The following is a 20,374-nucleotide window of genomic DNA, read 5'->3' as shown; positions in this document are numbered from 1 at the left end:
AAAATATTACTAAAAATAGAACAAGTAATAAAAGCACTAGCTACAGGAAGTTTATGCTAGATATTAATGATTAAATTTGGGAAAATAGTATGAAAGTTTAATTTTTAATTCTGGTTTTTTGTCAATTTATAGACTTATAAAAATTATGATTAAAGATATAGAATTTATTGAAGATGAGAATGGGATTTTTAAATTTACAGTATTTGCTACTTGTCTAAAATTAGCAATATTTTTATTGGCTGATTCTGATGGGTAAATTTACAAAATATATTACCAAACTGCTAAAAAAAAATTGTTAGTTTTACAGGTTGAGAATTAAGTAGCGATCGCTCCGAAAATTTAGGATATACTTGAGGAAGATAATTTACTTTTTAGGTTAATATTTGTATATTATTTCCTGTCGGACTTTTAATTATTCTTGGAGATGAATTTTTCCTTCTAGCTGATAGCTGATAGCTGAATGCTTACTATTTAAGCTAAGTTAAAATTAGAGCTTAACAACAACAGTCTGTCAGAGATTATTTTTAACTTTTAATTTTTAATTTTTAATTTTAAACTTTTGAATTGCCCGTAGCACTATAGTCAGTTAATTCTAGGATGAAAATTATGGGAAATACTATTGCTTTACTAGCTTATGACAGTAAAAAAGATAACTTAGTTGAATTTGTCAAAAAACATAAAATTGTACTATCTCGCTATCAATTAGTAGCGACAGAAAGCACTGCCCAATATATTTTACAAGAGGTAGATATAGAGATAAATTCTGTCTTGGCAGGCCCCTTGGGAGGAGATGCTCAATTAGCTGTAGAAGTAACTACGGGTAATGTGGTTGCTGTTATTTGTTTGGTGGACTACTTATTTTCTCAGTCTTATGAACCTGATATCAAATTATTATTGCGTCTTTGTCAGGTGCATAATGTTCCTATTGCGATCAATATTGCTACGGCGGAAATTATTATTAAGGGTTTTATTCAAACTACTGTTGCTCACCTCATATTTAACCCTATATCTGGTAAGGGCAATGCTCAACAAGATTTATTATTAATTAAATCACTTCTCGAACCTCATCTACATTTAGATATACATCAAACTACCCCAGAAAAAACTGCAGAAGAATTAACGGAGTTAGCGATCGCTAAACAAGCAGATATAATTATTGCTTGTGGAGGAGATGGGACAGTTTCTGCTGTTGCTGGGGCTTTAGTAAATACAAATATCCCTCTGGGTATAATTCCGAGGGGAACAGCTAATGCGTTTTGTATGGCATTAGGCATTCCCAGTATTGCGCCGATCAGAGGTGCCTGTGATCTAATCTTGGCAGGGAAAACTCGTGTTATAGATGTTGGTCGTTGCAATGAACGTACTATGATTTTATTAGCAGGGGTGGGATATGAAGCAGAAACTATAGAAAGAGCAGACCGGGAAGCTAAAAACCGTTGGGGAGTTTTGGCATATATGATGGCAGGTTGGCGGCAGCTCACCGAACAGCAACTTTTTGATATTGAAATTGAAATTGATGGTGTAGCTAAAACTTTCCAAGCTGGGGCTATTACTATTGCTAATGCAGCTCCACCTACATCATTTTTAGCCCAAGGTTTGGGAAAGGTAATTATGAATGATGGTTTATTGGAAGTAATGATCATTACTTCTAAGAATACACTGCAGGCTGTTAATGCTGGAGTCAGAATGTTCGGCTCGGCTATCTTTCAAACTCCTACTCAACATGAAGATACTATTGCTTTGCGTACAAAAAGGGTTAAAGTTAGTGCAGATCCACCCCAAAAAGTTGTGCTTGATGGTGAAATTATTGGCACTACTCCTATTGAGGTAGAGTGTATTCCTAATGGTTTAACTGTGTTGGCTCCACCAACTAATGAAGCTGAAGAAAAGCCTGCCTGGGGCTTTTTCTCTTGAAATCAGGGGTTACGCAAAACCTCTCCCCTATTGGGTTGGCGTAACTCCTGTTATTGTTAACTAACCTATGTTATTTTTCTAGTTATTTTCACCACATAATTAGTGGTCAAAAAGTTTTGGTTTCTAGTAGGGCTTCAACCTTCTCTACACTTGGGGCTCTTACCTGATCACGAATTTTAATCATAACTCTTCAACCGCATATCATCAGGAATTACTCGCGGGCACTACATGAGGGGGAGGGCGAATGCTAGAAACTACCTACAGGCTGACTCTGGTTAATTTCTGTAAGTCATGATGATATTATTTAGGGTTTTGCCACCCTTCAACAGTGGCTACTCCCACATTAATATAAGGGTTATCTAATAGTTCTTTGAGGGCTTCTTTGCCTAATGCTTGCAATGCTCCGACAAAACGTTGGCGGTTGTTTGGGGGAATGGAGGCGGTGACAAATGCTTCTTTTTCTGCGTCTGTCGCGGCGGGGTTATTTAATTCTAATTGTTTCAATAATTTTTGAATTTCGGCGGCGGCTTCGGCGAGGGTTTGCTTTTCTTGGGAACCATAGTTATTTTGAGTTCCTACAACTTGACTGCCACTTTCGGCTTTCTCGACTACATTACCCATACTGCCATTATTTGTTTCGACTACGTTACCAACTCTGGCTTGGCTAAAGTTATATTTTGATTCAGAATTATCTGTCATTGAATTATTCCTCGTATTAGGGTTTGCTTCAATATTAGGGTTAACTTCAATATTTATATTATTATTTTTCTCAGTAATAAACAATTTCGTCAATTCTGTCAACTCCTTATTTATATTATTATTTTTCTCAGCAATAAGCAATTTCATAACTTCTATTAACTCCTTTAAGTATACATTCTCACCATTTTTGGATAATTCCGACCGAGAATTTAAGCGTTGAATAAATTGGTCGCTAACAACATGGTCTTTGGTTTCGGCTGCATTTTGTAATAATTTCTCTCGCAGTGACCAGGCTTCTAGGTAGGGTAGGAGGGTTGCTAATAATAGATAAACTCCTCGAAACCTGGGATCGTCAATATGTTCCTCTAATTTTTGATTTTCCTCACCGATAAATGTCTGGACGATAAAATATTCTTGAATTTTATCATGGCGGAAATACCATTGAGAACCGACGTCATTTTCCACATACTTTTGACGGCGCAAAACCATTTTGTATTTTTCCATGGTCTGGAGTTCTTTTTTCCACTCCGACGGAATATTGATTTCATCGTTGAGACGCATCTGATATGTTGTTTCGGCAAACTCTGTTAGTGGAAAAGAATCAAAATTAACCTCTTTGTATTCTGCTGCCATGACTTTATACTGCTGTTGTTGCAGGTTGAGCAAGTCCGGGGTTTTCCCCTGGGCAAGAATTTGGGCTACAATAGTTAAGTCCATGGGGTTTGATAGTAACCGACGTACTGTTTTCTGCTCTTCTTCTGACTGCTTCTGTGAATTGAAGGTTTTTCCGAGGTATTCTTCGCAAGCTTCTTCATATTCAGACCGGGAAATTGAAGGTTCTGCCGATGGGTTAAATTGACGAGTCTGGAGAAACTGTCGAATTTGCTCACGCTTCAATGGTTGGAGAACATAGGTTTTGGTTGTTGAGGGTGGGATCCAATATAGGGGTTGTGTTGCTAGGAGTATATGACCCCGGAAGTGACTCTCGACAAAATAACTAATTTTTGTGCGGGTGTCGGGGGTGACTTCGTTGAGACCGTCAATACAAATTTCGAGGGCGTTATTGTAAATCAGCCTTTTGAGGAATTTGGGGTCTGTTTGAGATATGGGTATTTTGCTTTGGATGGCGGCGATCGCTCCTTGGGCACATTTGCTGGCGGGTAAGTAAACTACTAGATTTTTGCGGGTTTTCGCCCAGTGCCGCAGGAACATTGATTTGCCGAGACCTGATTCTCCTTGGAGGACAATGGGAGATTGGATTTTGGCAATGGTGGTTTTGATGGGTTGTAGGTTGTGGGTATTTTGGAGACAAACGTTGGAGTCGGAAAAGTAATCTTGGGGGTTGAAACTGTCGAGGTCAGCGTCTGCGATGAGAATGGGTTGGAAGGGGGAAAAGAGTAGGCGGCGGAGGGATGGTATCCAGGTGAGTAATAAACCGATGTAACCGAGTCCGGCAATTTTGCGAATCTGGGGATGCCAGAATAGGGTTTGAATTTCGGGAGATTTGGCATAGAGGCAGAGGAGGATGAGCCAAGTCAAGGCGTGAAGGAGTAGAAATTTCCAGAGGTAGGAGAACCATTGTATTCCTTGTAAGGCGACTATTTTGGCGTTGATGTCTTCGTCTTTGAGGTTGTTGTAGTGTTTCTTGAGTAGGGGCAGATCTTCTGGTTGCCAATCTACTTTTTCGACTACTATGTTAATTTGTCGTTCCAATTCAAAAGGTAAGTATTCTAAGGACTGACTTGGTTTCCAAATTTCTGCAAAAAGCTCTAAGACTTTTTTGCCTTCTTCGTGGCTAATGGGGCGTTCATTCTTAAATTTATCTATTTGATAAGGATATTGTTCTGGTGAACCTAACCATTTAGTTAGGGTAAGGGCATCATATTCTCCACCACTGACAAAGTAGGCGAGAAAACGAAGTGTTGCTTCTTTATCTCGGTTTCTATGAGCTGCGTTTAAAATTGGTAAAATCTGCTGAGTATTTAATTTTCCTATCTTACCCACTGCCCGTGCTGCTTTTTCACGAACATCCGAATTTTCATCCATCAACAACTGCTGCAACTGGGGAATCAAATCTTTAGCCTCCGCCCCCATCTCACCCACTGCCGTTGCTGCTGCTTCACGGACATACGAACTTTCATCCCTGAACAACTGCAGCAACTGGGGAATCAAAACTTTAGCCTCCGCCCCCATCTCACCCACTGCCCTTGCTGCTGCAGAACGGACACCCGAATTTTCATCCCTGAACAACTGCTGCAACTGGGGAATCAAAACTTTAGCCTCCGCCCCCATCTCACCCACTGCCCTTGCTGCTGCAGAACGGACACCCGAATTTTCATCCCTGAACAACTGCTGCAACTGGGGAATCAAAACTTTAGCCTCCGCCCCCATCTCACCCACTGCCCTTGCTGCTGCTTCACGGACATACGGATTTTCATCCCTGAACAACTGCTGCAACTGGGGAATCAAATCTTTAGCCTCCGCCCCCATCTCACCCACTGCCCTTACTGCTGCAGAACGGACATACCAATTTTCATCCCTGAACAACTGCAGCAACTGGGGAATCAAATCTTTAGCCTCCGCCCCCATCTCACCCACTGCCCTTACTGCTGCTTCACGGACATACGAATTTTCATCCCTGAACAACTGCAGCAACTGGGGAATCAAAACTTTAGCCTCCGCCCCCATCTCACCCACTGCCCTTGCTGCTGCAGAACGGACATACGAACTTTCATCCCTGAACAACTGCAGCAACTGGGGAATCAAAACTTTAGCCTCCGCCCCCATCTCACCCACTGCCCTTGCTGCTGCAGAACGGACACCCGAACTTTCATCCCTGAACAACTGCAGCAACTGGGGAATCAAAACTTTAGCCTCCGCCCCCATCTCACCCACTGCCCTTGCTGCTGCAGAACGGACATACGAATCTTCATCCCTGAACAACTGCAGCAACTGGGGAATCAAAACTTTAGCCTCCGCCCCCATCTCACCCACTGCCCTTGCTGCTGCAGAACGGACACCCGAACTTTCATCCCTGAACAACTGCAGCAACTGGGGAATCAAAACTTTAGCCTCCGCCCCCATCTCACCCACTGCCCTTACTGCTGCTTCACGGACATACGAATTTTCATCCCTGAACAACTGCAGCAACTGGGGAATCAAAACTTTAGCCTCCGCCCCCATCTCACCCACTGCCCTTGCTGCTGCAGAACGGACACCCGAATTTTCATCCCTGAACAACTGCAGCAACTGGGGAATCAAAACTTTAGCCTCCGCCCCCATCTCACCCACTGCCCTTGCTGCTGCAGAACGGACATGCCAATTTTCATGACTCAGCAATTTTCCAATTTGTTCAACCCGCTCTGATGAAATTTCAACAGGTTTAAGGTCATACTCAGACATTTTCTTCAAAGCTTTAACCCAAACATCAGGATCAGGATCATCCAACGCCGCCAATATTCCCTGGAGTTGCCAGTCTGCCGGCGGTGACTCCTCAGAAGCTCGAACATGCCCCAAATTTACCACCAACAGCACCAACAACAACAGCAGCAAAAAACGCAATTTACGGAGAAAGGGGTTAAACAGCATTGACTTAATCAAGGAATAAGGAATAAAATATGTATAACATATTATTAGGTTAACTGCACTTAGTCAGACATGAAATACATAGCTAACCAAAAATCAAAAATCAAAATCAAGAACTTTGATACCCTCATTAGTTTGAGGAAATTATTTGACATTTATTGCCTATAAATTACCAGAAAAAAAGTTAAAAAATCGAAAAATTGAAAATTCAAAAATCAGATTTAAAAAAATCAAAACTTTGACACCCTCAGTAGTTTGAGGAAATTATTTTAAATTTGCAGCTAATAGACAGTAGTGTAACCTAAGTCAATTAAATTGTTATTAATAGATATAGTCAGAAAACAGAATCTGAGGGAATTAATAAAGACCATAAAAACCTTGTAATTACCAGAAAAAAAGTCGAATAATTGAAAAATCAAATAGATATATTCAGATAACAGAATCTGATGCCAGCCCTTGAAAAAATAGCTAATTCTGCTAATAATAATTAAGACAAATTAGACAACAGAAAAGACTCAGACTCACAAAAGATAAATGTTAGGTAGAACCTCCCGACAAAAGTATCATTTTTTGAGTAAACCAGTTCATACATATTTATGATGCCAAAACCACCAAAATTGAAAAATAATCTCTGATAACTGATAACTGAAATGGGAGAAGTTTATAGAAGCGATCGCTCCCTCAGAAAAACTCATTTAGCACTAGAATTAAGCAGCCCCCAAAGAAACCATATCCCTGGTTCTCTGGTCAATCAAAATTATCAAAATCTCGAGGCAAATTATAACCGTGGGAATTACTATAGATAGTGGTAGATAACAATAGTTGTCCCGTCCATTCTAATTATTTCAGAGCATTTTGCTCCCACACTAAGCATTGCGTGTTCCTATCTACCATTAGAAAAGTAGGACCATAGCGCTGTAGCACTGTATAGTTTAAATACCTAAAAACTTAGAGATTTAACCAAACAAAAATGGGGAATATTTGTATTATTGGACCTACTGGTGCAGGCAAAACAACTTATCTAGCAGGATTAGCTTATTGGCCGGAAAAAACTAATCCTAACTTTCAAATTACAGCTATTACTAATGATGCTAAAAATTTAGCTACTAAAGCGGAGAATATTATTTTAAATGGAGCCTCTTTAGAACCAACCATTATCGACGGAATTAAAATTCAAAGTTTTTACGATTTACCCTTGTATTCTTTTCATATAGAAATCAAACATTGGTGGCAAAGAAAACCAGAAGAAATCAACCTAGTAGTCCGAGATTACCCAGGGGAAATTTTTAATGAATTACAAAGTGGAATGTCTAACACTTTACATCAAGAATTTTTCGATGAATGTATGATAAAAGATAACCTTGGCTGTCTAATTTTACTCCATAAATGGGAACCAGGAAACGACATATTTTATAGTAACGTAATAGAAAAATTTATTAACTTAATAGATGAAAAAGATCGTACTCAAGATTTACGTCTAGCCATAGCAATGAGTAAATGTGAAAGAGGAGAAATATGGCCTGGTCGTCTTGACCCAGAATTAGATATATTTAAAGTTCATTTACCCAGAACAACAAATATTTTAAAAAAGCGTATTCCTCAGCAAAATTTACAGTTTTATGCTATATCTACCTTTGGTGTTTTACATCGAAATGACCCCCGTCCAAATCGTACAGATGAATTAGGCAGTTCTCACTCAATTTTACGGGAACCTTTGAAATGGAAACCTTATGGAATTATTCCTCCTTTATACTGGTTAAGTAAAGGTCAGTATATGAAAAGTTAAAAGTCATCCATTCAAAAGTTCAAATCAGTTAAAATCAAAAAAATTTTAATTATTTAGAATGTTTAAATCTATATTTAAACCCAGAAATAATCAAGAATTAAAAGTCGAAAATCATTCTGGAGTTTTACGGGTAATAGGCGATCGCGCCGCGGGAAAAACGACTTATATGGCTGCTTTAGCTAGGTGGCCAAATGCCGATATATCGAGTCCAGTCGAGTTAGTTACTCCAGCAAATAAAGACGGAGAATCTTTAATTAGACAGGCACAAGACTTGATAGAAAAAGGATTACAAATTGAACCAACTCGTTTAGCTAGTGACGTGCTAGAAATTAAGGATTATAGTTTAAGAATTGTTCTGAAAAAAACAGATAATTCCAAATTTTCAAACACCGTTTTAAACTTAGATATTAGTTGCAAAGATTATTCTGGAGAATTTTTCAGCGATGTACTTCAAGAAACAAATAGTCAGCTACTCCGAGACTACTTAAATGATTGTTTTCCCGCCACAGGAATTATGTTAATGATTGATGGTACAACTCATCGTAAAGACTTAGAATATGCCAGAGGAGTTGATCAACTTTTAGTAGCATTAGCAGGGGGAAATATTTTCAGTCAAAAACGGCGAATTGCTCTAGTATTAACTAAGTGTGAATTAGCAGATTTATGGGGAAATAGACACAAACCAAAATTTTTGTTAAAAGCCAGATTTCCTACTATTTTTAAAAGATTAGAATCTTGGCAAGATTTAGGAATGGGAAATGTGGAATATTTTACAACTTCTGCTTTTGGCGCAACAAGAAATCAAAATAAATATTTTCAACCAAATTCTGAAGAAATTTATCGCGATCGTAGCGGGGTAGCATCTGTATTAGGAGACTCAAAAAAATGGCGACCTTTTGGTTTAGTTTCTCCTATATATTGGATTTGTACAGGTAAGCGTAATTTACATTTAGAGCAAGATTAATACTAGTTTGTGAAAGGCAAAATTTAAAATTTAAAAGTTAAAAGCAAAAACTAAAAAATTAAAAGTTAGGTGATATTTTAGATACATCTATCCACCCAGTATTGACAGCAATTTTTGCAAATATTTCAGTCAAATTAATTGACTATTTTTCCTGTTTGCCCTTGTCTTAATTAATTAAGAACTGAAGCATCATGTCAATATAAAACTAATCCATAAAAATTAGTATTAAATCAAAATTTATTCCGCAAATCTTTGCTTCAATATTTTAGTGGAATAGTTTTGCAAAACCCCTACAAATTATTTTTATTTATCAGTATTGAAGTATTGAAGTGAATTAGTATTAGGAAATGAAAAATATTGAAATTCACGAGTTTAGCACAGGCATAATTCCCGAAATATTACCCAACGGTCAATGGATTTCCCGGGGATTTAAAGTAGGAGAATATATGAATTTAACCTTGCCAAAAATTCCCTATTCTCTAGCAAGAGCAATTGCCAATAAAGGATTTGAAGTCGGCAAAGATCGCCATAGTCAAGAACCTACTTTTGTTGGGCGAGTTGTGTTAAGTATGAACGATAAAGAACCAGATTATTCAGTAGTTGCGGTAGTGACATCTGGGCAAGATGAATATAGTCGTTCTACTTCTTTTTATCGTTATTTTTTATGTACTGGAAAAGATAATATTTGGCAAATATTAGATTGGATAAATATTCAGCAGCAACAGGGAATTAATCCAATATTTAATCCATCTGAAACTAAACAGATTGGAAAACCAAACAAACATCAAGTCACAAAAAAACCAGAAATAAATTTACCTAAAAATTGGCAAAATTGGCTGAACACTACAACTTTCCCAGTCATAATTTCTACTAAATTATCTGACTTACAAATTCTGAATAAAATGGCTGAATTAAAAGCCAATGATCTCCCCATATCATGGATTTATAATCTTGAAGCTGTTGAGCGACCAGAACAATTTATAATTATTCATCCAGCCAATGCAGAAGTAGCAGCAAACCTGACAAAAATACAGACAAAAATGATTAAAAATTCTTCTAGTAATACCTCAAGATATATAGATGAAGCTGCTATAGAAACAGCAATTAAAGGATTAATTAGTGGCTCTAAAATCAAGCAAGAATGGATAGAAAATTTAGTTTTAAAATTACAGAATGGTCAAATTACATCAGAATATTTAAACAATTTATTTGATAACCTGGGAGCGACTAATGGGATAAAACAAGGAAATGCTAATGCTCAGATGATTAGGTTATTAACTTTAAGGGCAATTTTTATTCCTGAGAGTTTACCAGAATATCTAAATTGGTTAAATATTAGTAGGCATAGAAAGAAAGAAAATGAAAAGCAAAAAATTTCCAGACAATTACAATTACAACTGAGAAATTATAAAAAATTATTAGAACCATTAATCATCTTAGGAGCAAATCATGTCTTATCTCAAATCTTAGGAAAAAAAATATCTGTTACTGACTACTGTTGTCTTTTAAAAAATCAAGACAGTTTATGGTCAGCACATTCGAGCATAATTAAACAACAAGTTCGCCAGGATTTAAAATCTTTAGAAAATAGTCTATTACACAAAAATCCTGGTCAACAAAAAGATGAATTAGTGTATGGAAATGCTACTTGGAAAAAGTTAATTGATTTTCTAAAAAATCGTTGGGATAAAACTTCCTCCTCCTATCAGAAAACCTCTCAGAAAACCTCCAATTATTATCAACCTTTTGCCGATTTATTTTATCAACTATCTGATTATGAGTTAGCAGCTTATTTTCACCAAATTAGCAATGGAAAAGTACCAAAAGAAATTTTTACCGCCGCGTTTCCGAAACTCAAATATTTTTATCAAACAATTATTTTTGGGTTAACTGTTGAAAGGGAATTAGATTTTTCTGACCATATTACTATATTAATTAGAAAATATAGACGGTCAGTAGCAGCAACTTTTCTGATTATGTTTTCTCATGGTTTGTTTTTTATTTTAGGATATCAGGTAGGTAAGCTTAATAGTGGAAATATTGTTGAAAGGAAAACTCAAGAATATCCCCTTTCCTCAGAAGAAATATTAACTGATGTAGAAAAAAATACTGTGAGTGAACTTTCGACGGAAAAAATGGAAAAAGCACTAGAAAAGTTTTCCACTACGAGGAGAGAAATTCAAAAAATTGTTCGGGAGTTAGAGGTAGAATTATTAAATCAAAATTCGACGTTATTGACAACAGAAGATGCGCGTTTAGAAATTATTAAAGCTATTCATGAGATTCTAGAAAATGATGTAAAAATTCAGTATATCGCAGGCTATAAAGATGATGTTATCGGGGAAGAAGATAAATATTTAGTGGTGAAAAAGCAGTGGATAGGAGCAATTTATTCCTATCAAAAAAAATTTTTTAGTGATGGTTTTGGCTACATAGAACCGAATAAGAAAACGGCAGATAAATTAAAGTGCGATCTTGCAGACTTGTTAGAAATTAATTTACAAACACGACCTCAACGTTGTGGATAAAAATTATCTATAGTTATAGAAGTTAGCTATTAGCAGTCAGTCTTCATTTAAGTTACCAGTCGTCAGCTTTTTTTGATGCTATTCAATTTCTATAAATTTCTTATAAGAAGAATTTTTACTTAGGTAAACCAAAGTAAAGACGTTTCATAAAATCTTCAGAGTTTTGTTCTTAGGACTGTGTTTTATGTTGATAAAAACTGATGCCTTTGCCATTTTGATAGTCAACAAAATTATTTTTTTTACGCATAAACTTCACAGCCAATATTAGGAATAATATTCAGACAATTTGCTGAAAATTTTTCTGTTACTTCAATAGCTTTATATACAGCCAATATTAGGAATAATATTCAGACAATTTGCTGAAAATTTTTCTGTTACTTCAATAGCTTTCTATGTATTTTGCTGATTACTAGACTACTAACCTTTTAAGTAATCTTTTAAAGAAACTACTATAATAATTTCAAAGGTAATATCAGGAAAATTATTCTATAAAACCTGCCTAAGTTTGTAACTTTAAAATTAATATGAATTCAATAACTAAACCAACAGAAAAATCCTTTAATTTATTACCTACTTCTAATTTATCAAAAAGTTTACCAGACCAAACTCAATTCTCCGACAAGGATCAGGACTTTGTGAAAAATTTTCAAGAACCTCCACAAGGAGATTTATTAACTCATTCTATTACTCCAATTTTGCAACAAATTTATCCCGATGATAAATACTGCGTCGGTCGAGATAGTGCCATTTATTGGCGCATCACTAAAGCAACAGAAACACCAGAAAAAAGTTCTGTTTATCCTGACTGTTTTTATGTACCGAATGTGCTACAAAAATTAGATGGTAAATTACGTCGTTCTTCTGTTTTATAGAAGGAATTAATCAACCCATTAATTGTATTAGAATTTTTTTCTGGAGACTGGTCAGAAGAGAGAGAAAAAACACCAAGGAAAAAGGTAATTTTTTGGTTTATGAACAAGGAATTTGTGCACCTTTTTATCACATATATGAAGTTCAAAAGGCGCGTGTGGAAGTATATAATTTGGTACATGGTTACTATCAAAAAATACTCCCAAATGAAGGCAAACGTTATCCTATAAAATCTTTGGGGGTAGAGCTTGGTATCTGGGAAGGCAAACATCAAAGCCAAGTCTGGCCTTGGTTGCGTTGATGGGATAGCCAAGAAAATCTTTTGCTGACAGGATGTGGGCTAGCTGAACAAGAACGTCAACGGGCCGAACCCTTGGCAGAGCAGTTAAAAGCCTTGGGTGTGGAACCGGAGCTTATAATACGGGGATGGCTTAGGGAGCAAGTTCGGTAGTTATATTCCTACTTTAGTCTGAAATAAGCGATCGCCTATTTTCTCTATTCGATATTGGATACATAAACCGAGTCAGAAAATGAATTCCATATAATATAGAAGCTGGTTATATAGTATATGTTTATAATTCTATTGATTGATTTGGTGATGATGAAAAGAAATACTAAAAATGATTAAAAGCTGAGGAAACAAACTAAATAAGTTGAGTCATTCAGGTAAACATAAGGAGTAAATTTATAGTCTATCCTAGGCATTTCTAAACTTATGAGTACATAACTTAATTACTATATATGAGCACATCTTTTCCATTATGTTTATAATATCTTGTCAAATATATTTTGTCAAGCTATATTTTGAGTTTTTTGAGCTTTTTTTTTGATTATCTAAGTGAAAAATTATCCTAGTAAATAAAATTAATTGATTTATACAGAAATGGAAAATAATTTATATTAGCTTATCCAAAGTAACTAATACTAAATCTGGTTTATAGAGTATCCTTTTGGGGTTAAGAATTCAGCTATTAGCAGTTAGCTCTCAGTTTGAGAATTTATAGAAGTAAATACTAAGGTTACCTGATGACCAATTACATAACATTCCTTTATAATGAGCTAATAACTCATAACTGATAGCTGATAGCTGATAGCCGAGGACTGAATACTTATAAAGTTTTTGAGAATAACAAGAGAATGAAAAAAAATATGATTTCTTCTTGATTGTTTATTCCTTTAATCATCCACGGATCAGTGTTAAAAATACTAGTTAAGTCAACTCTATAAAAATCAAAATTAATCTGAAATTATGAGAATATACCTATATATTCTGTCAGGCATTACATCCGCATTAATAGGTTGGAGCATAGGGCAATTTATCCTCAGTGATCTAGGCTGGTTCAAAAAAATTCCCGAACTAGCATTATTTCCTTGTATTGCAATTTCCCTAGCAGTTGGCATAGTAGCTACGGATATATTTTTAAGTAATCCCACTCGGTTTAAACGGAACTTCAGCAGAGGTATAATACCCCTAAGTATTGCTGGAGGATTAGGATTTTTAATTGGTATTACTTCTGGAGCATTAGTACAAATATTACTTAATCCACAATTACGAGATAAAGTCATAACTATACCCGATGAATTTGTCAGAATAGTTGGCTGGATATTAATTGGAGGAGCAGTGGGTTTAGCCGAAGGTTTGACTTGGCGATGGCGCAGTATAGAAGCAGGAGATAAAAGGCGTTTTTGGCAACGACTTACTATTAGCTTGGGCACCAGTATTTTAACTGCTTTATTAGCAGCTATTATCTTTGAATGGATACGACATAAAATGGGAGGAATGCCTATAGCTTTAAAAGCTTGGGAAGACACAATAGGGTTTTCTTTGTTGGGTGGTTTGTTAGGTTTAGTATTGAGCTTTTCTACTTCTCCAAGTCATCTAGTTGCCCTCAGAGCTGGAGCAGGTTTTGAATATATTGAAAATCTCGATATTAGTCAGTATCAAACACCTAATAATTATCCTCATATTCAAAAAGAATTATTACCTAGATTGAAATTTGTGAGTAATGACTTAACCGATAAAATTGAAGAAGGATTATCTATTCAATTACCTCCTAGAGGTAAAGTTAAAATAGGTTCAGCTCAACTTAAAATTTTCGGTAATCAACAATTTGGGGTAAATATTTGTATTCCCGGTTTACCATTACATATTGCTGATTTAGATCTAGAACCTAGCCAAACAATTCTAGTGCCTAATCTGAAATTTTTTAATAGAATAGAATATCAAGGCGATCGCTTAACTGAAAGTACACCAATTAAACTTAAACATAATGATTTAATTACATTTCATGCTGAAAATGGTATCTATAACAATCAAAAATTATTCAGATTTGTTTACTATAATCGCTTTTTGGATCCCCAAGGTTAGTCTATATTTATTAATTTATAAAAAAGTAAAGGAAGTAAAATCTCTATAACGGGTAGTTAGGAATACATTACAAAAGCTCAAAGAAATTAAAGAAGAGTATTAATATGGGTAAAAACTATGATAAATATACGAATTGAACTACCTGATAGTTGTAACTTTTCAGATTATTTCAAATTTAATTATTACCCGGAGGATATCTTAAATTACTTTGGTTATCAATTAATTAAAGAAGAATTAGTTTTACCCAAGTCTCAACGACAAATTAATGGGTTAGAAAATCTCAAGCAAAGATTTCGTAAAAGTCTCCCTTATATTACTTTAGATAGTGAGATAGCAAAGCGAGAATTTTTAATTGCTCCAGTCTTGATAGAATTAGTTGATTATTGTCAGGCTCAACTCAAAGTTTCCTATCCTTTAGAAGTTGAACCTCAGCTTAGAGGTTCTCTAGATTATTTTTTACAAGCGGGAAATAATTTATTAGTTATTGAGGCTAAGGATGAAAACTTAGAAAGAGGTTTTAAGCAACTAGCAGTTGAGTTAATTGCTCTTGATAAAAGAACAGAACCAGCACAAAATTTATTATATGGAGCTGTTTCTATAGGAAAAATTTGGCAATTTGCTCTTTTGAAACGACTTGACAAGGAAGTTAAACAAGACCTAAATTTATATCGAGTACCTAATGATTTAGAAGATTTAATGAAAATTTTAGTAGCAATTCTCACTGGGGTTAAATAACGAGTAGGGGAAGTAGAGAGATGGGAGGATTGAAATATAGATATAATTAACATATTTCAACATATATTGTATAACTTAATTATCTGCTGGAAAAGGTTTTAAAGACCTTAAAAATTTCAATATTAGTCAAAATAAAATATCTAGTAATTATCCCCATATTCATAAATAATTATTTTCCAGAATAATTTTTTTAGTAATGACTTAACCGATAAAATTGAAGAAAAAAAAATATCCATTCAATTACCTCCTAAAAGCAAACTTAAAATAGGTTCAGCTCAAATTAAAATTTTAGGCATTTAACAATTTTGGATGAATATTTTTTCCCGGTTTACTATTACATATTGCTGACTTATACCTCCCATCTAGCCAAATAATTCTAGTACGTAATCTCAACTTTTTTAATAGAATAGAATATCTTGGCGATCGCCTGACTGAAAGTACACCAATTCAACTCAAATATAACGACTTAATTACATTTAATGCTGAAAATGTTAATTCTAAAAAATTATTCATATTTGTCTACTAAAATCTATTTTTTTGCCCGGGATCTTAGTCTATCTTTATTAATAGTAATTTGCTACATTAATCCTGTTTTTGCTAAAGTCAAAAATCTGGAAATAATTGAGGCTATTCCTGATAGAAATGAAGGAAAAGTCACCCTCCGGGTTAAAGTCTACGACCAAAAAAATAAACCAATAAGAGGTATGCAAAAAAATGAGTTTAACTTAACAGTTTGTCCGCCAAAATCTGACCCTAAAACTGGAGAATGTCAAACTTTAAACCAGGCAGATATTAATTTGAAAATTCCTCAACCTAAAGAATTACCTCCGGCTTGGGTAATTGTTTTATTAGATTTTAGTGGCAGTATGAAACAATTGGATAGTAGTGGAGAAAAAACTAAATTAGAAGGAGCGATCGCTGCTATTAGAAAGTTCAATCAAGATTTAGCTAAAAAGGGAGAAAATACCAGAATTTCCATCGTGCCCTTTGGCAAAGGAGGTAAAAATTGTCCGGGAAATCAAGTCAGGAAAAAACAACTAGATAATTTTGTTTTAGCTGGTAAAAAAAAGGTCGAACAGACTCTCAATAAATTAGAGAGTAAACTAGATAATCTTTGTGCAGCTACAGATATTTATGAACCTTTGCGTCAGGCAGTACAATTTTTTGGTAATCCTGAAGATACTCGTTTTAACTTACCAATAAATTCTAATTTACCTCAGCCAAGACGTTCAATAATTTTACTTTCTGATGGCTATCATAGTATTTATGGAAATAGAGAAAATGAACCAGAATTAGAAGCACAAGATTTTGAAAAAATGATGTTTATGTTAAAAAGTTATCCTAATATTACTGTGCATACTTTAGGTTATGGTTTGACTCCCCAACAGTTGCAACAAAAATATGATTTAAAGCAATCTCCAACTATTAGAGATATTAGTAAAAGAGGCAGAAAAAAAAGTAATGGATCAGAGAAATTAAGAGAAGTTGCTGCTGAAGAATTTGTTGATCAAAGGCGACTACAACAAATCGCAGGAGTAACTAATGGTATTGCTGAATTTTCGGGAAATGCTGAAAATATTTCTACCAGTTTGACCGAATTTTTAGAGGCTTTATTTGATGAGTATCAAATTAATTATATTCAACCAATAAATGCTGACCGTGGCTCATTACATAATGTACAAGTTAGTTTTAAGTTGCCTAATAATTTAGTAGATTCTGAATTAGAGCCTTATGTATTTCCTTGGGTGTCGCGCTCCCTACCTCCTCTGACTAGAATCATCATTTTTTTATTCACATTAGCAGCATTATTAGGAGGTGGTGTAATACCGTTTTTATTATGGGCAAAATCAATTAAACGAGAGTTTCAATAAAAGTATAGGTGTGAGTAAATAAGTAAGTTGGCGTTAAAATTTGTCCCTATGTCACAAAATGTCAAGAACCCCCTCAACAGATAGCAATTCTCATACAGCAGTTTTCCGGCACGGTAGACCAGAGTAGGGAGGTTCTTAGGAAGTCCCTACAAGGTTTTGGTTATGGCGATGTAGTTCATCAATTAAGTAGGGCTGTAATATTCCCATTACTTGCTAGAATATTAGTAAACTACTATTATAATAATCTGATATGACCAAAAAATAAGGTCTTAAGCCTGCCCATAGAAAAACTTACAAATTCAGGATTTAAGTGACTTTTAATCAGAAAAAATTCCCTTTTATTTGACTTTTTTTTAATCGTGAAAGACAAGCTGAATGTTGAGGATGATTAGTCCATAATTTAGGAAATAAAGCCATTGTAGCCAATCAAGCTTTTATCTCGATGTTAATTCATTAATTCTTTCTGTTTTGAGCTGATCAATGATTGTTTCTGTATTACCTATCGGTTCAGATTTAAAGACTAATATTCTATCTTGATAGTAGGTTTCTAATTCTGGTTTTAAGGGTTGCAAGTTGGAAGTTTACAATTTTCAACTTTTAAAGATAATACTAATTATCAAAAACTTTGCTGTACTTAAATTTTCTATTTTTATTTTAAAATCAAAAATATCTCCTATATATCCTAGCTAGAAAGATGAACCAAAAACTAACATTAAATATTGAAGAAACTCAACTCAATTTTCTTCTCCATCATCAAAATTATAGCTTTAAAGATGAAGCAGAAATGATTAAGTTTGCTTTGAAAAATTACAGTCAGAATTAGAAGATAAAGATTTAGAATAGTCAGCACAATTATATACAGAAATATATGAAAAAGATGCCGGTAGTGCAGAGCGTAAAGTGTGGGAGAAGTATAATGGTCGTTCCAACTCCAAGGAGCGATCGCGTTCCTCAGCTCTTTGTGCAGCAGTATTTTCTTTGCGACGATGAACCAAAATCCAATTGAAATAGGCGATCGCTAACCTCACTGTTATCTCTGTCTGTGCCCAGACTTTACCAAATTTATAAAGTTTGTCCACATTTGGGACAATAGTATCGTTGAGTTCCTTTACTGGTTTTTCCGTGCTTATGGGGTTTAGGATGGCTACACAGAGGACATTCCATAATTATTTCCACAATAATGGGACTATATTCATCAAATCATTCCCACACTTTCTTGATTCACTACCACACAACCAAAGTGTGCCAAAGTAGGAGCTTAAGAGCCAGAAAGCTCCTACTGGGTTTAGGTTATTATGATGTGGTTCATCAATCCAAAAAGTGCTTTAAGCTTTTATTCAGGTCTGTGAATAACCCATGTATGTTCATCTGTGGGATTTTGTATTTTTTTGGTTGTTAAATAACCATTCTTGGCAGGCACCAGATACTGATTATAAGACTTATTCTTAATATAAACTTTATCACCATAGGCAATTTCCTTTTCTTGGGCTGTACCAGCAGCCTTTTCAATAATCCACTTAGTCTTGTCACCATCATCACTCCAGTAGTACAATTCATAACTATCAGCAAAAGCACCAAGAAGCTTGCGTTGGTTCCATTTACCATTGAATTGCTCTGTTGTTTTGAGATGAACTATGTTCCCATGGCACAGGTCTTCATTATTAGTATCTAATTGGTGGGATAACGGATTATTTCCCAATTTAGCGTAATAATATTGATTACCAGAATATGAGAAAGATAGATAACGACCATCACGACTCGATAGTACGATCGTGTGATCTTTCTTAACAAGATCAGGTCCTATGAGTCCCTCCTCTTTATCAGATTTATCCTGCCAATACGCCTCCCATTGTTCTTTCAATTGTTCTTTCCGTGTTCCAGTAGCTAATTCATAAATCGGCACTAGTCCTTGGCCATGGTCAAAATCGGATATGTAGGGTCGTTCTTCAACGGTTTGACCCCACTGTTGATAAATATCACTTACGGTATGACCTTGTATTGCCCTCTCAATGTCTCTACCTAGCTTTGGATCACCTCCCCATACACGAACTATGCTATTGGATTTCATTTTCTCACTAATATCCTTTTCCTCTCTAGTTAGCTCTACATCACTAGTACCTGTCCAATTACCGACTTTCCTCTTAGTAACAAACGCAAACTTTTTCCTCATATCATCGGTCATCCCGTATGTATCTATTGTCGTTGAAAAGGAAATTCTACCACCGATCCAAGTTGACTTTAGATAGTGAGTACCATATTTCTCAAATAAAGTGGTTGCGTCAAGACTATTTAAGTCTTCTTGAAATTGCTCAGAGAGAGGCACGTTGCCCTTTAAAGTAATTCGATACAGAGTGTTATTTATATCATAAGATATGTATTCGTTAGTACGTTTGCTTGATTTGTCATCAGACATGTCGAAGCGATTTTCAATTTCACCAAGGAATGCGTAACCAACAGAAATACCTGCATTTATTGAGAGTTTTTTTATGTACTCTTGCATACTCTTACCTATAATGACTTCGGATTCATATGTAGTCGCTCTCAGTAAATCCACATAATCATCAACTCTACAAGATTTCAAGTCAAACAATGGATATGTCATACTATTTGCAGTTGCATAATTTTCGTATCCTCTATATCCTCGTCCAAGATAATTATGAATAACTTCAATTTCTTTCTCTGTAAATTGTGTCATAATTTTGAGTTATTTTTTATGAACAGGCCATCAGCAAGGGGAATTTAGTTCCCTTTAGCTGACTTTCAATTTAGCTGGCTTTCTACCTAAACACAACCAAAGTTTACCAATTTAAGAAAAAAGTTAAGGACTTAGCACCATCAATTCCCCAGAGTGTCTTCCAGTCTAAATTTCCGACTATCGAAAACTTAATAATATCACCACCATGGGAGAGGAAATTGCTTAAGTTAGGAATTTTTCCCAAGTTACAGCAGTTTTCATGTCGGTAGATCACAGTAGGGACGTTGCATGCAACGTCCCTACAAGGTTTTGATTATGGCGATGTAGTTCATTAATTTGAAAAGCGCTGTAAAACCTAC

General features: G+C 35.2%; 14 protein-coding genes and 1 pseudogene. 11 read left to right on the top strand and 4 right to left on the bottom strand.

The genetic code is table 11. The annotated features are described in order from the left end of the window. Positions 1-606: 606 nt before the first annotated feature. Entirely contained in the window at positions 607-1,914 is a 1,308-nt protein-coding gene (locus TERY_RS03910) for a methylglyoxal synthase (protein ID WP_011610633.1), read from the top strand. A gap of 300 nt (positions 1,915-2,214) precedes the next feature. Here the strand turns inward: TERY_RS03910 and TERY_RS03905 are convergent, their stop codons facing one another. Further along, entirely contained in the window at positions 2,215-6,201 is a 3,987-nt protein-coding gene (locus TERY_RS03905) for a sister chromatid cohesion protein PDS5 (RefSeq protein ID WP_011610632.1), read from the bottom strand. Positions 6,202-6,848: 647 nt separating this feature from the next. Here TERY_RS03905 and TERY_RS32260 point away from each other — a divergent pair. From TERY_RS32260 to TERY_RS03870, 10 genes are all read left to right on the top strand, one after another. Then, positions 6,849-7,004 carry a hypothetical protein gene (locus tag TERY_RS32260; protein WP_155994292.1) on the top strand — a complete coding sequence of 52 codons (156 nt, stop codon included), beginning with the start codon at positions 6,849-6,851 and terminating at the stop codon, positions 7,002-7,004. Positions 7,005-7,168: 164 nt separating this feature from the next. Beyond that, positions 7,169-7,984: a hypothetical protein gene (locus TERY_RS03900; RefSeq protein ID WP_011610631.1), complete on the top strand. Its 816-nt coding sequence runs from the start codon at positions 7,169-7,171 to the stop codon at positions 7,982-7,984. Between the two features lie 58 nt (positions 7,985-8,042). Continuing rightward, positions 8,043-8,948: a hypothetical protein gene (locus TERY_RS03895; RefSeq protein ID WP_011610630.1), complete on the top strand. Its 906-nt coding sequence runs from the start codon at positions 8,043-8,045 to the stop codon at positions 8,946-8,948. A 347-nt stretch (positions 8,949-9,295) separates the two neighbouring features. Then, on the top strand, positions 9,296-11,476 hold the full coding sequence (locus TERY_RS03890) for a hypothetical protein (RefSeq protein ID WP_011610629.1): 2,181 nt from the start codon (positions 9,296-9,298) through the stop codon (positions 11,474-11,476). A 524-nt stretch (positions 11,477-12,000) separates the two neighbouring features. Beyond that, positions 12,001-12,348 carry a hypothetical protein gene (locus TERY_RS36150; RefSeq protein WP_011610628.1) on the top strand — a complete coding sequence of 116 codons (348 nt, stop codon included), beginning with the start codon at positions 12,001-12,003 and terminating at the stop codon, positions 12,346-12,348. A gap of 92 nt (positions 12,349-12,440) precedes the next feature. After that, positions 12,441-12,647, top strand: a complete 207-nt coding sequence (locus tag TERY_RS36145; protein ID WP_370496574.1) for a hypothetical protein — start codon at positions 12,441-12,443, stop codon at positions 12,645-12,647. Between the two features lie 21 nt (positions 12,648-12,668). Beyond that, positions 12,669-12,797 carry a hypothetical protein gene (locus tag TERY_RS36140; RefSeq protein WP_370496572.1) on the top strand — a complete coding sequence of 43 codons (129 nt, stop codon included), beginning with the start codon at positions 12,669-12,671 and terminating at the stop codon, positions 12,795-12,797. 798 nt (positions 12,798-13,595) lie between these two features. Continuing rightward, positions 13,596-14,714, top strand: a complete 1,119-nt coding sequence (locus TERY_RS03880; protein WP_011610627.1) for a hypothetical protein — start codon at positions 13,596-13,598, stop codon at positions 14,712-14,714. Positions 14,715-14,831: 117 nt separating this feature from the next. Beyond that, positions 14,832-15,449 carry a hypothetical protein gene (locus tag TERY_RS03875; RefSeq protein ID WP_011610626.1) on the top strand — a complete coding sequence of 206 codons (618 nt, stop codon included), beginning with the start codon at positions 14,832-14,834 and terminating at the stop codon, positions 15,447-15,449. A gap of 515 nt (positions 15,450-15,964) precedes the next feature. Next, on the top strand, positions 15,965-17,320 hold the full coding sequence (locus TERY_RS03870; protein ID WP_196797213.1) for a vWA domain-containing protein: 1,356 nt from the start codon (positions 15,965-15,967) through the stop codon (positions 17,318-17,320). A gap of 788 nt (positions 17,321-18,108) precedes the next feature. Here TERY_RS03870 and TERY_RS29780 read toward each other — a convergent pair. The 3 genes and pseudogenes from TERY_RS29780 to TERY_RS03855 all read right to left on the bottom strand — a co-directional run bounded on the left by TERY_RS29780 (position 18,109) and on the right by TERY_RS03855 (position 20,015). After that, positions 18,109-18,399, bottom strand: coding sequence for a hypothetical protein (locus tag TERY_RS29780; protein WP_011610624.1), 291 nt, complete (start codon positions 18,397-18,399; stop codon positions 18,109-18,111). Continuing rightward, positions 18,389-18,484, bottom strand: a pseudogene (locus tag TERY_RS32255) (IS1 family transposase); the annotation flags it as partial. The pseudogene TERY_RS32255 and the gene TERY_RS29780, both read right to left, overlap by 11 nt. Before the next feature lie 169 nt (positions 18,485-18,653). Beyond that, positions 18,654-20,015 (bottom strand): MAC/perforin domain-containing protein, encoded by a 1,362-nt coding sequence (locus TERY_RS03855; protein WP_011610623.1) that lies wholly within the window; start codon positions 20,013-20,015, stop codon positions 18,654-18,656. Positions 20,016-20,374 lie beyond the last annotated feature (359 nt).

Source organism: Trichodesmium erythraeum IMS101 (assembly GCF_000014265.1).
GTDB lineage: Bacteria > Cyanobacteriota > Cyanobacteriia > Cyanobacteriales > Microcoleaceae > Trichodesmium > Trichodesmium erythraeum.
The sequence above is the reverse complement of the archived record's forward strand: the minus strand, read 5'-3'. Positions and strand labels throughout refer to the sequence as shown.

Bases quoted from the DNA above. Each gene is read 5' to 3' on its own strand.
- TERY_RS03900 (WP_011610631.1), top strand. From the start codon at position 7,169: ATGGGGAATATTTGTATTATTGGACCTACTGGTGCAGGCAAAACAACT.
- TERY_RS03880 (WP_011610627.1), top strand. From the start codon at position 13,596: ATGAGAATATACCTATATATTCTGTCAGGCATTACATCCGCATTAATA.
- TERY_RS03875 (WP_011610626.1), top strand. From the start codon at position 14,832: ATGATAAATATACGAATTGAACTACCTGATAGTTGTAACTTTTCAGAT.
- TERY_RS03895 (WP_011610630.1), top strand. From the start codon at position 8,043: ATGTTTAAATCTATATTTAAACCCAGAAATAATCAAGAATTAAAAGTC.
- TERY_RS03905 (WP_011610632.1), bottom strand. From the start codon at position 6,201: ATGCTGTTTAACCCCTTTCTCCGTAAATTGCGTTTTTTGCTGCTGTTG.
- TERY_RS03890 (WP_011610629.1), top strand. From the start codon at position 9,296: ATGAAAAATATTGAAATTCACGAGTTTAGCACAGGCATAATTCCCGAA.
- TERY_RS32260 (WP_155994292.1), top strand. From the start codon at position 6,849: ATGGGAGAAGTTTATAGAAGCGATCGCTCCCTCAGAAAAACTCATTTA.
- TERY_RS36150 (WP_011610628.1), top strand. From the start codon at position 12,001: ATGAATTCAATAACTAAACCAACAGAAAAATCCTTTAATTTATTACCT.
- TERY_RS03855 (WP_011610623.1), bottom strand. From the start codon at position 20,015: ATGACACAATTTACAGAGAAAGAAATTGAAGTTATTCATAATTATCTT.
- TERY_RS03910 (WP_011610633.1), top strand. From the start codon at position 607: ATGGGAAATACTATTGCTTTACTAGCTTATGACAGTAAAAAAGATAAC.